Origin of the sequence: Paenibacillus sp. HGF5 (assembly GCF_000204455.1) — a bacterium.
In the GTDB taxonomy this organism is placed as follows: Bacteria; Bacillota; Bacilli; order Paenibacillales; family Paenibacillaceae; genus Paenibacillus_AQ; species Paenibacillus_AQ lautus_A.
Genome location: NZ_AEXS01000145.1, coordinates 15,948 through 29,681 on the forward strand (window position 1 = coordinate 15,948; position 13,734 = coordinate 29,681).

At 42.5% G+C, this 13,734-nt stretch carries 13 protein-coding genes; 5 read left to right on the forward strand and 8 right to left on the reverse strand.

What is annotated here, in order from left to right:
• Positions 1–129: 129 nt before the first annotated feature.
• From HMPREF9412_RS22995 to HMPREF9412_RS23010, 4 genes are all read right to left on the reverse strand, one after another.
• Positions 130–1,221: a Ger(x)C family spore germination protein gene (locus HMPREF9412_RS22995; protein WP_009594180.1), complete on the reverse strand. Its 1,092-nt coding sequence runs from the start codon at positions 1,219–1,221 to the stop codon at positions 130–132.
• A gap of 1 nt (position 1,222) precedes the next feature.
• Entirely contained in the window at positions 1,223–2,338 is a 1,116-nt protein-coding gene (locus HMPREF9412_RS23000) for a GerAB/ArcD/ProY family transporter (RefSeq protein WP_009594184.1), read from the reverse strand.
• A gap of 4 nt (positions 2,339–2,342) precedes the next feature.
• The gene (locus HMPREF9412_RS23005; RefSeq protein WP_009594177.1) at positions 2,343–3,827 is read right to left on the reverse strand and encodes a spore germination protein; all 1,485 of its coding nucleotides are present in this window, start codon (positions 3,825–3,827) and stop codon (positions 2,343–2,345) included.
• A 683-nt stretch (positions 3,828–4,510) separates the two neighbouring features.
• On the reverse strand, positions 4,511–4,789 hold the full coding sequence (locus HMPREF9412_RS23010; RefSeq protein WP_036673208.1) for a hypothetical protein: 279 nt from the start codon (positions 4,787–4,789) through the stop codon (positions 4,511–4,513).
• A gap of 186 nt (positions 4,790–4,975) precedes the next feature.
• On the opposite strand from HMPREF9412_RS23010, the gene HMPREF9412_RS23015 reads away from it, so the two are divergent.
• From HMPREF9412_RS23015 to HMPREF9412_RS23035, 5 genes are read left to right on the forward strand one after another with little or no spacing between them, the layout of a single operon-like run.
• A complete protein-coding gene (locus tag HMPREF9412_RS23015) occupies positions 4,976–5,218 on the forward strand; it encodes a hypothetical protein (RefSeq protein WP_009594190.1) in 243 nt (80 codons plus the stop codon).
• Between the two features lie 11 nt (positions 5,219–5,229).
• Positions 5,230–5,616 (forward strand): spore coat protein, encoded by a 387-nt coding sequence (locus HMPREF9412_RS23020; protein ID WP_009594188.1) that lies wholly within the window; start codon positions 5,230–5,232, stop codon positions 5,614–5,616.
• Positions 5,613–6,749 (forward strand): zinc-dependent alcohol dehydrogenase, encoded by a 1,137-nt coding sequence (locus HMPREF9412_RS23025; protein WP_009594182.1) that lies wholly within the window; start codon positions 5,613–5,615, stop codon positions 6,747–6,749. Before HMPREF9412_RS23020 ends, HMPREF9412_RS23025 begins: the two co-directional genes overlap by 4 nt.
• Positions 6,750–6,780: 31 nt before the next feature.
• Entirely contained in the window at positions 6,781–6,981 is a 201-nt protein-coding gene (locus HMPREF9412_RS23030; protein WP_009594178.1) for a hypothetical protein, read from the forward strand.
• Positions 6,982–6,993: 12 nt separating this feature from the next.
• Positions 6,994–7,290 (forward strand): spore coat protein, encoded by a 297-nt coding sequence (locus tag HMPREF9412_RS23035; RefSeq protein WP_009594198.1) that lies wholly within the window; start codon positions 6,994–6,996, stop codon positions 7,288–7,290.
• Between the two features lie 369 nt (positions 7,291–7,659).
• On the opposite strand, the gene HMPREF9412_RS23040 is transcribed toward HMPREF9412_RS23035, so the two are convergent.
• The 4 genes from HMPREF9412_RS23040 to HMPREF9412_RS31785 all read right to left on the reverse strand — a co-directional run bounded on the left by HMPREF9412_RS23040 (position 7,660) and on the right by HMPREF9412_RS31785 (position 13,323).
• A complete protein-coding gene (locus HMPREF9412_RS23040) occupies positions 7,660–8,748 on the reverse strand; it encodes an L-dopachrome tautomerase-related protein (protein ID WP_009594201.1) in 1,089 nt (362 codons plus the stop codon).
• A gap of 1,203 nt (positions 8,749–9,951) precedes the next feature.
• On the reverse strand, positions 9,952–10,560 hold the full coding sequence (locus HMPREF9412_RS23050; protein WP_050802846.1) for a hypothetical protein: 609 nt from the start codon (positions 10,558–10,560) through the stop codon (positions 9,952–9,954).
• Between the two features lie 15 nt (positions 10,561–10,575).
• Positions 10,576–11,673, reverse strand: a complete 1,098-nt coding sequence (locus HMPREF9412_RS23055; protein ID WP_009594187.1) for a hypothetical protein — start codon at positions 11,671–11,673, stop codon at positions 10,576–10,578.
• A gap of 675 nt (positions 11,674–12,348) precedes the next feature.
• The gene (locus tag HMPREF9412_RS31785) at positions 12,349–13,323 is read right to left on the reverse strand and encodes a phosphotransferase (RefSeq protein WP_009594183.1); all 975 of its coding nucleotides are present in this window, start codon (positions 13,321–13,323) and stop codon (positions 12,349–12,351) included.
• Positions 13,324–13,734: the final 411 nt, after the last annotated feature.

Genomic DNA, 13,734 nt, shown 5'->3' on the forward strand with positions numbered 1-13,734 from the left:
TCTGATCTGGGTGTTGTCCATGGAAATATTGTAATGGGGAATATCGCGGTTCGGACGTCCTGTTCGTTCATGTTAATGCTTTGAGCATAGCCGCGAGAATATTAAGAACACCAGATCATTTTTTATCCATTACCGGCTTCCGCTGAGCGAATTTGTCAGCGGCTCCATAAATGTCTTGTAATGTACCTCGACCTTCATTTGCGGCCATTCTTTTTGCCAATCCTTTCTTTCGATCCGACTCTGAAAAGCCCCTGAAGCATATGATCCCATGTTTAAAGGATCCACTTTCAGCTCCTGCATTTTTTTGAAAAGCGATACGGTTTGTTTATCCATATAGGCTCCGATGTTCCGGTTAAGCTCGTCTAACTGGGTAGGGTCCAGTAAATCTTTTTTTCCGTGGTACTCCTCGATACGGCATCGGATTTCCGTGTTAATTGTTACTCTCGTCTGTCTGCGGTCCACCTTCCAGTCGGACTTGGCATGGACATCGCTGACGTTGACCGACAATTCTGGCAGAGAAAGATCCTGAAGGCGATGATTTTTGTACTGAATTTGGAACATTTGTTCTTCGGTTCGGCTCAATACGGAAACCAGCTTATCTTTACGGAATAGACCGGTTCCCTCATAAGTTAAGTTATTCTGATCCGCCTGAAATACGGGCAGAACCGGATCCGCAAGCGGTGAATAGAGATTTTTCATAAATTGATGCAGATTGACGACGGTCATTTCCCCAGGGCTTCTGCTTTCATAATGCTTGAAGTTGCGATATATATAATAATCGATAAGCGGATCCTTCTTAATCTTCTTTTGCAAGTACCCCTGTAAATCTCCCCGATATACGGCCAAATAAAGGCGCATGGACAATTTGGGATCCGCTAGTATGGTGTCGATAATGGGACGCATCCCTTGCCTTGCAAACTCCTCGCTGATGAACAGGACCCGTTTCTGGCCGGTCTTCAGCTCCCGATGATAGCTTCGGTTAAATTCTTTTTTGCCCTCCTTTAGAAGATCGGTATGAAGTGTTATCATCTTTTTCTCTTCTCTGCCTAGAGGAGGTACCAGAAAGCTTATTTCCAGCATGCCGTCCTGACCCTGATCGATGGTCCAGAGAATGATAGGTGCGATTTCTTCAATAATATTGTAATCCCGGCTTGAGCATCCTGGAGTTGCAAATAGAATACCCGCCATAGCCCATAATGCGGCTTTCGTTCTCCAACTCATGTTAGGCACGCCCCTTTATTCTTACTGCGGCTATCATAAAGGCGGGTACCGCCAAGAAGGATACCGCAGCGAAACAGGCCTGAAGCACCGGCCAAAAATGTCCCTGCGTACCGGATTTCCAGAACCAATGGTAGACGATGAGCATGCATAGAAACAGTACCATGAAACTCGCAATGAATCCGGATCTGCTGGTTGGTTTCTTGGCTTTCCCCGCAATGATTCGGAGAGAACCGTAGAACAGCAGAATGAGCATAGCAATGGCAAACACATAGTGGAAAATATGGATGCAAATCATCATGATATCCAGACGTTCGAAGATCGGCGATTGCAAATAGCGAACCATGTTGATGACCGGGTAGCTGCTTTTTCTCAAATATTCCTGCCCAAAATACAACGTCGACGCGATAAACAGTGCCAGGTATTCCAAAATCGTCAATGCGTTCCCGATCGCCATCGGCCTAAGCAGCTTGTCCCGGGGGCTGAACCAGGCACCGATGCATATGAGGTATTCAGGTCCAGACAGCGATGCCCAGATCAGCAGCATGCCCTTCCAAATCCCTTCGTCACGTTCCATTGGAATGATCGGGTACAGATCATGTATCGAGGCGATAGGAGGCAAGAAGAAAGGAATGTACAGCACTATCAACCAGAACGAGCATAAATAGGCAATGAAGATGAAACGAATTGTCTTCTCCATGCCTTTCACGGCCAGATAGCAGCCAACAGCAAATAGGAAAGCAAGCAGCCATTCCCTCTGGATGGACGGCAGCACGAATTGATGTATGATTTCGGTATAGCCAAGCGTAATCACCGTAATCTTGACAAAGATGAACAGCATTCCGATGAAGGAGAACAAACGAACCTTCCTTTCGCCGAAAAGCTCGACAAAACCGGTATAGCCTTTGCTGGCATAGGGCGAAGCGAACCATTTGGCAAGCAGCATCAAATTAATGTTGGATATAATGCCAACAGCGATGATGGCCCAGACCATATAGGGATGAACCAGATACTGGGGCATAAGCAGCACAAAGTACAGCATTTGAAGGCGATTCACGATCAGAAAGATATACTTGCCGCCAAACGTGGAATCTCTCTGGAACAACGATATTTCTGACACGCGATCATCTCCTTCGGCTGTATCTCCATTTTTTCAGGGGGTTCAAAAATAATGGCCGGCTTCTTAATAATGGCATAGGAGCCCGGATGAAAAGATCCTTCCAATCTCTCCAGAAAAAAGGGGCGACCGGTGCAAAATAAGGCTGTCTGAGGGAAGATAGCCCATTCAGGTGGATGAGCAGCAGAATAATACCCAGCACGACTCCCAGAAGTCCGAGGTAAGAGGCTAGAATGAGCAAAGCGAAATGAACAATCGTATTGGCTTTCGTGATCATATAGTTAGGCACCAGGAATGAAGCGATGGCCGAGATTCCGACAAGCACGATCAGCACCTTGCTGGCAAAGCCTGCTTCGACTGCTGCTTGGCCAATCACGATCCCCCCGATGACCCCCAGCGTTTGGCCCGACTTGGCGGGCATCCTTAGGCTGGCTTCTTTCATGATTTCCAGCGTAATCAGCATGCAGCAGGCTTCCCAGAAAGGCGTAAATGGAAGCTTGCTCCTGGAATCAAGAAGCACGAACAGGATCTGCAGCGGAACCATTTGATAATGGTGGGTCGTTAATGCCACATATAGCGGAATTAATGTGATGGAAAGAATGAAGCTTAGATAGCGGACTAGCCGAAGGAAGCTGGCCACGAGCCAGCGGTTAATATAATCCTCGGGGGAATGGAACAAATGGAAGAACGTCATGGGAGCGATCAGAACAAAGGGCGTACCTCCCACCATTATGACAAGCTTACCCGTACCGAGGTAGTATGCTGAAGCATCCGGTCGGTCGGTCTGCATAAACTGCGGAAAAACGCTGTGGACATGGTCTTCCATAAAAAAACCGAGATGGGACGCTTCCAGAATCATATCATAATCAATAGCCTCGATTTTCTCTCTGGCTATGGCGACATGCTTCGGATTAGTAATTCCTTCCATGTACATGATCACGATCGTGGTTTTGCTGAGGGAACCAACTGAGTATTGTTCGGTTTTCAGATCAGGCGTCGGTAGCCGCCTGCGAATGAGCGTGATGTTTTCATCGATTTTTTCGCTGAAGCTGTCTTTAGGCCCTAAGATAATGGTTTCCGTATCGGAAGACTCGATGCTGCGACCCAAGGAACTCGGCAGAGACACCGCCCACCACCGGTCAATTCTGTCGTCGTGCACCAGCACCGAGCCCTGCATAAGAAGCAGCTTCGCTTTCTGCTGACTGGTAACTTCCGAAATGCTGGACGCGGTGATGCATTCGCAAACTGTATTATCGGAAAGGACACTAAGCGGCCCGATGACGGATTCATTCAGGCGCTCTAGATCGATTAATGTTCTTATATAAAAGAGAGTAATTGTCCGCTCGTCAAGAGCCGGACGTTTAATGACTTCCGCATCGGACATATTGACTATTATCTGTCTGAGGGCGTCCATTGTTAATGGGATTTCATTCTTTCCCGGGGAATCCTCGTTGCTGCGGTCAAGCACGTTCGTTACCTTGTTCCATACCATGGTTACCATCACCTGAACATGTATTTTGCACAACGTGGTTATTATGAACGTTTGCAGATGATTTCATCCAAGCAATTGGTTGGCTTAAATCTGAAATTTTCAATAGAAGCTGTTTTACTATTAGCAATACCAAGTACAAATCAACAAACGGTGGTTCTAAAAATAATGAGGACAACACGTTTAGAATTGTGTCACAAGCCAAAGAACCCTTGATTTATCAGAGGTTGCATTGTTTTTGTGAATATGTAGTTTACATAGTAAAAGATCAAGTTTTATATTCGCTTCTGTATCAGCGGCATTACGGGGACGAAAAACAAATACAATGAAGCCGACGGTAGCTTTAACATGATGTATACCGTTTCCCTTCCTGAGTTGCGTTCGCTGCTTAATCATATCCGGATTCGATAAAGTTTTTTGGAAATGCCGAGACAGATCAAAAAACAAAAAGCTTCGGCACAAGCCGAAGCTTTTTGAAGGTGACTCTCCCTGTTCTATGACAAAAACGTTCCTCCGAGCGTCTCGCAGGTCATTTGCCCGTGCGGAGAATATCGGCGTAAGTTCGGTAACATCATACACAGCGTCTACTCGACATAGACATACGACCATACCTCGACAGTAGTGACACTACTTGTAACCGAAAAAGAAGGAGAATCTCTGTCAAGCCTATCTGCGCAAAGACCGTTTTATTGTTGGTCCGGCAGACGTAATGCATTTGCTGAAGTTTGCGCTTGTTCTAAAAATTCCTCTGCTTGGGTCAATTGCTGCCGGGCCCTCTCCAAAGCTTGTGAATTTGTTGCATTAGATTCATTTAACGAGCTTATTGCCTGATTTAAAGCTGTCTCCACCTCAGAAACCGCGTTAGATGCATGCTGCTCCAGTGTATTTCCACTAGAGTTAAGTGAACCCTCTGCCGGTTTTCTTGCATTTTCGGTGGCTAGATCAATTTTGTTTTTATTTGGCACAGTGAGTCCTCCTCCCTTTTGCAAGATCATTTAAAACAGAAATAAGTATCGGATTAAGATTTTGTTTATATTCTTGCAACTGTATGGGAATATTCGGATCTTCCAGCTCCCGCAATCCATTTTAGTATAAGATCCGATTCGTTGGAAAATCTAACGTTGAAGAAAAAAGGAGGTGATCATTTCTCCATGAACAAACCAACACTAGCGCCGCACGAATCGATGGAACTGCATGAAGCTTTAAACTTTAAAACGCTGTGCCTCGCCAAGTCAAAACTGATGCAAGGCCTGGTCTTTGACCAAGAGCTAAAAGCTTTAATGCAGAAAGACGTCATTCAATCCATACAACAGATCGACGAGCTGCAAGCAATTTACGCGAAAGCTCCTTTCCAAGCACCTGTTCCGAGTAGTCCGACACCTATAACACATTAAGGGGAGCTCAAATGAATACCGATTATTTAGACCCGATTAATTCATTAAATATGCCGGAAATGGCAGATATGACTTTTGCCATGGACTTCCTTGTTCGTGCCAAGGAAGGTGTGCGTAATTTGTCCATCGCCCTGACGGAAGCGGCTTCACCGGATGTAAGAGCCCTTCTGCACACTCAGCTTAAACAAGGTATTGCTATGCACCAAGAAATCACGGAGCTCATGATTCGCAAAAAGTGGTTCCATCCTTACGAACTGAACGAACAGTACCAACTCGACCAGCTTTCAGCGAAAAATACGGTGATGATCGGGCAGATGAATTTGTTCCCGGATGATACGTCGCGTAAAGGGATGTTTGATCGGACCCCAGATGAACATATTGGAGGACATAAAGCATGAAGGCGGTAACGTATCAAGGGATTAAGAATGTCGTGGTCAAAGAGGTGCCGGATCCGAAGATAGAGAAACCGGACGATATGATCGTAAGAGTCACCAGTTCCGCCATTTGCGGTTCGGACCTTCACCTGATTCACGGAATGATCCCTAACCTTCAGGAAAACTATGTCATCGGGCATGAGCCGATGGGGATCGTAGAAGAAGTAGGTCCTGGAGTGACCAAGGTAAAGAAAGGCGACCGGGTGATCATCCCTTTCAACATCGCATGCGGAGAATGCTTTTACTGTAAGAATCAGCTGGAAAGCCAATGTGACAATTCAAACGAACACGGGGATATGGGCGCATATTTCGGCTACTCCGGAACGACCGGCGGATATCCTGGCGGGCAAGCCGAGTATTTACGGGTTCCATTTGCCAATTTTACCCACTTTAAGATTCCTGAAAACTGCGAACAACCGGACGAAAAGCTCAGCTTGATCGCTGATGCCATGACGACGGCATTCTGGAGCGTAGACAACGCCGGCGTAAAGAATGGAGATACGGTCATCGTGCTCGGCTGCGGTCCGGTCGGACTCCTGGCCCAGAAATTCTGCTGGCTGAAAGGAGCTAAGCGGGTTATAGCCGTCGACTATGTCGATTACCGCTTACAGCATGCGAAGCGAACGAACCATGTGGAAATCGTAAACTTCGAACAGGATAAGAATATTGGGAACACTCTCAAGGAAATGACCAAAGGCGGCGCCGATGTCGTGATTGATGCGGTAGGAATGGACGGCAAGATGAGCGACCTTGAATTTTTAGCCAGCGGTTTGAAGCTGCAAGGCGGCACCATGAGCGCATTTATCATTGCATCTCAGGCTGTCCGCAAAGGCGGAACCATTCAAGTCACTGGGGTATACGGCGGACGCTATAACGGATTCCCGCTCGGTGACATCATGCAGCGAAACGTGAATATCCGTTCCGGACAAGCTCCGGTCATTCACTACATGCCATATATGTACGAGTTGGTTACGTCTGGCAAAGTGGACCCTGGCGACATTGTTACGCACGTCATTCCGCTCAGTGAGGCCAAGCGGGGCTATGAAGTGTTCGATACGAAAACGGACGATTGCATTAAAGTCATCTTAAAGCCTTAAATATGAATAGATACATGGGAGGACAATCTGAATGAATTCCACTTTCGCTTTGCATGAGATGCTCGAGGTGCATGAAATAGCTGCGTTCAAGACGGTTTGCATGACTAAATCTAAGACCATGCAAGCTCTGGTAACCGACCCGGAGCTCAAGCAAATTTTGCAACAAGATGCGACATTATCACAACAGCAGCTTCAGGAGCTCGGTGGAGTGCTGTCAAAAGCGACTGTATAGGAGATTAAAAAAATGAACCCAATATTAGAACACATGACTGGTCTTCATATGCTGACCGATGACGTGATCGCAATGGATTTTTTGATGAACGCCAAGAGCAGCGTCAGAAACTACGCCATGGCTGTGACCGAATGTGCCACCCCCGAAATCAAGCAAATTTTGATGAAACAGCTCGATGAAGCCATAGACTCTCATGAGAAGATATCAAATTACATGGTGCAGCATGGCTTATATCATCCCTACCATATTCCAGAGCAAATTCAGCTCGATCTGAAAAACATTCAAACTGCTATGAACATTCCGTCCTGACACAGTTTTTCATCCCGGCAAAGGCTTAAAACGACGATGGTCAGGTCCGTTTTTGATTTTAGCCGGAGACTTCAGAGAACATAATGTTCCCCGTTATAGTCAAACAGGTTCACGTCAAAGACGGGCGAACCTTAAGGCAAAGCATTTTGTGAGATGGCCCTTTCCGCAAAACTGCGGAGGGGCTTTTGCTTCTAGGAAGCAACATTTTCCCGCCAAGTACACCATCGTCATCCGACCTCATAAAGCCCTTAATTATTTGCTGCCCTAACGTTTTCGGGGTCAGGTGACCAGTTGCGGGAATATATCATAATTTTAACTGACAAAAAAGGTAGCTCCCTGATGAGGGATAGCTACCTTCGTTTAAGATTATTATGAGAAGGTAGGAGCAGGGAATTCATCAATTCTCATACGAAGTAAACTATATGGTTTTTCCCGCAAGTCTCTTCCATAATGAAATCTCGCCTGCCGATGTAATTGATTCACAATGACATATAAGTATTGATCGGGGCCAATCGAAAAAGTATCCGGCCATAAAATTCTCGGGTCATGCGCGATGGTTTCCATTGCGCCATTCGGCAATATCTTTCGGATACTGTTGTTTTCATAGTCTCCCGCATAAATTGTTCCTTTTGCGCCGGTGATCATTCCATCAGACGCACCTTTTTCTCCCCAATACTTCACATATTGGGATAGATTCATGTCCTGTATTCTTCTGTCTCTTAGGGCTTCTGTTGAGATTGAGAACAGTTGACGACTGGTTAGCGGAGCATAAAATAAAACCTTTCCATCAGGAGAAATCGCTAAACTATCGGAAGCCAATCTAAATGGGAAAGTTGAGCCGTCCGGGTTTCGATTCATCAAAATTTCACCTTCTACTTTCGGTAAATAATAGGGATCAGGTGAAGTTGATTCTGCCCCATTTAATCGTCTAAACGCGTTCCCAATTTCTAAATCTACGACGATAATAGCCCCTGGCCCTCTGGAAGAAGAATCCGTTATATATGCATATCCTGCCCTTCCAACCCGAAAATCCAAACGGACATCATTCAGATAAGTTGTTGGCAAGACAACATCTTCTGTAAAGGTATATACTCTCCTTATTGTATTCGTGCTTAAATCAACAGCAACTAATTTTGCTCCCCCTTGAATAGGTTCAGAAAAATTTGGTGCCCCTGTATCTAGTACCCAAAGTGTTCCTCTTCCATCAGCAACGATACTTTGGACACTGACGAAAGACATTGTGATATTACCAGTACTAACCATATTGTTTTCTATACTGGGATAAGGCTGCAATTCACCCTCCACAATTTCCGCCACAGTAAATGGAACGTCGTCTCCCCATTTCGGAAAACAAACAAAAATACGACCGGTTTCGGAAACGCTGACACCTGTAGGCATTGCCCCATAAAAAGCATGCACCAGTTCAAACTGCCCAAAATATTTTTCCATAGGTAACATAGGTTGAATGATATCCTCCTCATCAAATCCGAACGGATATCAACTATATATGATGAAATTTTTTTGTAGTGCCTGGTTCTTGATAAATTTTTCTATCGTGTTGGATGCTGTGGGTATCAACTTCCCATTATTAAAAATGTTGGTTTTATTCTCACTATTACGAAAGGCAGTCTGAAGATAAATTTCAGTTCGGATTGTTTCTTACAGATTGCTAATCTAATCTGCCCGTTAGTTTAATAAAAGGGCGCGGCTTCTCATGTACTATGTTTTTGTCACCTGACAAGTTTAGATGACACGTGTCTATTCATTATTCACAAAATTCTGCCCTCTTCTATTTGTTTCTAAAACATAAGTATAGTTAGATACTTATCTAATCGCTAATTGGACGATGTTCTTGTCCTTTTCGGCAATCGGTACAAGTTCTTGTCCTCGACTCGGGACAAGAACTTGTACCGATAAAACAAAAAAGCCGCTACAATAGCGACTTTCAATGGGACCATGTTCTTGTCCCCCGACACTTCTCGGGTTTTTGACGTCTTCGTTATTCAGGAGGTGTTGTAAAACTATAAATAGGTTAAACCTTTGGTTTTTTCCGGTAACTCAGTAGGAATATTAAATCAATATAACGCTAATACTGGATGAATTATGTAGGTAGTTTTAATACTTGATGGTCTTACCTTCATTGTTCTTCAGGCCAAACTTAAAAAGCACGAGCCGACACTTAATCGGCACGTGCTCACTGTAAACTCCCCTCATGGAAACTATCGGTTTATTGCTGCTTTAACTCAACTTTTTTGCTTGTTGCATATCCTATTAAAGTACCAATCAAACTGACAGTATAAACGACTATAACACAAATGTATCCAAATGCTTCGTATGAAACGGAGGGCAAGAAGTATCTTAGCCCATAAACAGGTCCCAAGATGATTATTCCTACCGGTATTGAAAAAAGCATTGAATCAGTGAGGTACATTACAAAAACACAAGCAACAGAGACAAGACAGTAAACAGAGCTAAACTTTATAAAACCAGTGTTCTCTTTGTCCCTGAAATTAATATAAAAACCCCATAACATCCACAAAAGCAAAAAGATAACTGTGCTCACTAAATGCATAGTAGAGGGTGGATTGCCTTTTAAGTAAGCACTAAAATTAATGATTGTAAACGGTATACTTAGGAGTAAAGCTATAAATAATTTTAAAATCATGGTTTACTCGTCTGAACCAGGGTGAGGTAATTTTTCTGTGTTCGTGGGGTCACTTGAGTCGCTCTGTGCTCATCTTTATTTGCAAGAGTAGCTTTTGAAACATCCCAATATGAACTGCTCCCATATACTTTAAAGTTTGCCCATTCATAGATATATTCTACAACGCCATCACATCTCATTTCTGTGATTTCGCTTGGATCAACATATGTCCCGACTTCAAAGTCTTTGTAATTAACTTGGAATGCAAGACTGTAGGAAATATTTTCAGTTTGTAACGTTCTAGCTGTCCCAACGAATGTATCTCTGTTGGCTGAAGTTACAGTACCATTTGGACGATACACCCCAATGAAGTTTTTACCATTTAAAAACCCCACGTATGTGGTAAAATCCACATAACCTGAGCCCGAGTGATGAATGATCGGATTTGTGTAGGAGTTTGTATCTGGTTTATTCATAATGCCGGCGTGGTCCGTTGCATTAAAGAAAACACCATCTCTATAAATAGCATAACCTTGATTGCCCGTAGCTGCATCGACATTATTTGATCCAAGACCCGCTGCAGCAGAAATCATGAAAGATGCAGCCAAAGCAAACTTAATTCCCAATTTTGTTTTTTCATATTACTTCCCACCTCCTACGCTATCCAACCACTTATGATTTCCTTTGGTACCTTCTTCTTTAATATGAGCAAGTGCCTTTTCTCCACGTTCGCGCAAGTTATCATCTTTAACGTTCGATATCACAGTATTTAAGGAATCGTAGAGATCGGTTATAGGGTGCATCTCCATAGCATTGATGATTAATTCAATCTCTTCTAAGCTAGGATCATTTAACAAAATCTCATTTAAAACATAAAAGTTCTGGTCAATTGCGTAGACAATTAACTCACGATCGACATTGCTTTGTTTGAGAATCGTTAAAATTGCCTCTTTTGATCTCAAATCTGATGTCGCAAAGAATGCTGAATCTTTCAATTTAGGACTGTAATTTTCTGAATTGATAATATCAAGGCTGATATTAATCAATTCAGTTGCTTGTGAGTTCTGAGATAGGCTGGCCTTTTCACTGTTGTTGCTCTTAATATAGTGAGAAGTTGCCTTCAGTGCAGCGGAGATTTTTTCCTCAGGATAATTTTTATACTCGTTAAGGATATCCTGGGAAAGACTTAATGCTAGCTCTTTATCCAAAGATCTTAGTTGTTTCATGGCTTGAAACGAAAGCATTTCCTCTTGGTCCAATACCAAAGATTCTAATAAAGGAACATCCGCTTTTTCAAAATGGGTTGTTGCGATGATTTTCTCCTGTATTTCTCTGTCAAAAGATTTATCTTTCAGCAGTTCCTTCAGTTCATTATTTCTATTGTTTTTGTTCTTCGCTTGATACAATTCCAACATTGCATTTCTTGTTACTATAGTTTTTTCCGTATCTTTAATTAGAGATAAGAGCTCTTCATTTGAAAATTCATCATCACGATCAAAAAGTTCGGCTGCAAAAGGAATTAATTCATTAACATTTGTCACGGGATCGATTTTTTTAGAGATTTCGTCAAATTCAGTCACGAATTCCTGCTTATCAAGCTTCTTTAATTCATGCTGAATTTCTACCTCGTTTTTTGAAGAATAACTTTGTAACACATCTGGATAAGCAACAACCACACCTGCAGATAATGTTAGGAGCATAGCGGTGCTTAAAGTCATGGCCTTCAGATATTTAGACATTTTCACTTCTCCTTTGATTTTTCAATTTTTGTAGTGCAACCATATCGCCTTCATTCCTCCAATTTCAAACCCCTTTCCTGGTATGGAAGTAATTGTATTCATAATAATAAACACCAATTAACCAAAAAAAGTTACATAAAAAAATAAATTTAGGATATAAAAGTAATTTTAAGTATGTATGTACCAGTGTTGATAGTTTATATTTTTGGCGATCAAAGTATAAGAATGTTCAGGGAAATCCCCATACATTAACTGTTAATTAAATTTGGACGAGACCTGCTCGGAGCATCATCATGGTTAAGGCAACAAAAAAGCCGCTAAAATAGCGACTTTCAATGGGACAATGTTTCTGTCCTCCGACATCTTTATGGATTGTGGCACAATTGGCGTGTTTGCTACGATCAATCGATTTATCACTCTCCTTCTCATTTAAACAAAAAATAAAAAAGCCGCCGAAGAAGAATATGTTCCTGATTTCTTTTCTCAGACTACCAATAATAAAAAGACGCTCAAGTGAGCGACTTAACTTCGTTCCATTTAAATTTAAATCGTATAATAATGTTTACAAAAATCACAATGCAATTCTATAAATGAACCTAAGCATCTTTTTGGGGGTAGTACCAGCGAAGCTGATACCACCCGCAAAGTAGATGGATATATATGTGGAAAAACGAATCAGAGCTTAAAAATATCATTCAGTTCGTTCCAGTTGTCCCCAATCCAGATCATCTCATCAATAAAGCGTCCCATTGTCTTTTCACTGCAATACATCGCATGTACCCACTTGAACTCCTTATACCAGGTAAGTTTAATGGATCGAACGAGTTGCTCATTAGATAAGCTCATATGTACCCTGTAGCCTTCTACATAAGCCTCTACAGCATCCAATCGCATTTGGTCATCTTTAAGAGCACACGATAACAACGCTCGTGAGATATCAAAATCAGGATAAACAAACTGTACTCGATCAAAGTCGACAATATCAGCAACTCCATCCTTGTAAAACAAAAGATTGTCAACATGCATATCCCAATGGGCCCATCCCTTAGCGCATTCATTGAATATATCCATGTCTACTCCGCTAAGTATTTCCATTTGCTTTTGAATGGCTAGTACGTATTTTCCGTGATTTGCTTCCTCTGTCTCATGCAGATTCAACTCTAGTCTTGCAATCATTTTATGTTTGCTCGGCAAATCCCAATGTAGAACTGTGCGTCGAGGCATATGGATACTCATCCATTTGTGCATTCTTCCAGTGGTTTCCCCAAGACTGTACATTTGTTGGAGGTTAGCAGTCCCTGCCTGAATAAGCTCCCCCTTACTGACACCAGTAATCATATAGTCTTCATCGGATTGTAAACGATGAATATACCGATTATTGTACGCATATACAGGCTGACAAGGAATGCCATCACGATACATCAAATCTTGATACCGCAAAGCTTCGTGAACATCTTCAAGTCCTCTTCGGTATCTAACTTTACAATATTTCTTCACGAAATAGGATTCGCTATCGGTCTTCATGATCCATTTCATATTTCCATATCCCAAGTTATTTGCTTCTAGCGATTGAATATGCCATCCAAACTTGCCTTTGAGGTCATTAATGATCTCTTCCTCAATAAGATTTATTGTTCTAGCTACTTCCATAGTGATCACCTCTTCAATAATAGATTATGCGAACCAAATTGGTTAAGCGCCTTAATAAGATACAGAACTAACGTTCTTATTGATAGTAGTGTATTACCTATCAACTGTAAAGTACTTCCAACAACCAAAAGAAAGCAAAAAACATGTAGTTATCATTAAATTCCCCATTTAATTACATTCGCTTTGCCGGTGAGTCAGCTTGGCTGGTACTACCCCTCTTGTGTCACAACCCACGAAAAATACTGTTCAGGATTGGATATTTCAAAATCAAATAACATTGAACATTACATAGTATTTTGCGCATATGTCTGAGAATACAACCGCACTATCCAGATCATCCGAGTATTCAATTCCGTTAATCGCAATCCCCTAATACCGAATATCTGGACCTTTATAAGTAATCATATATTA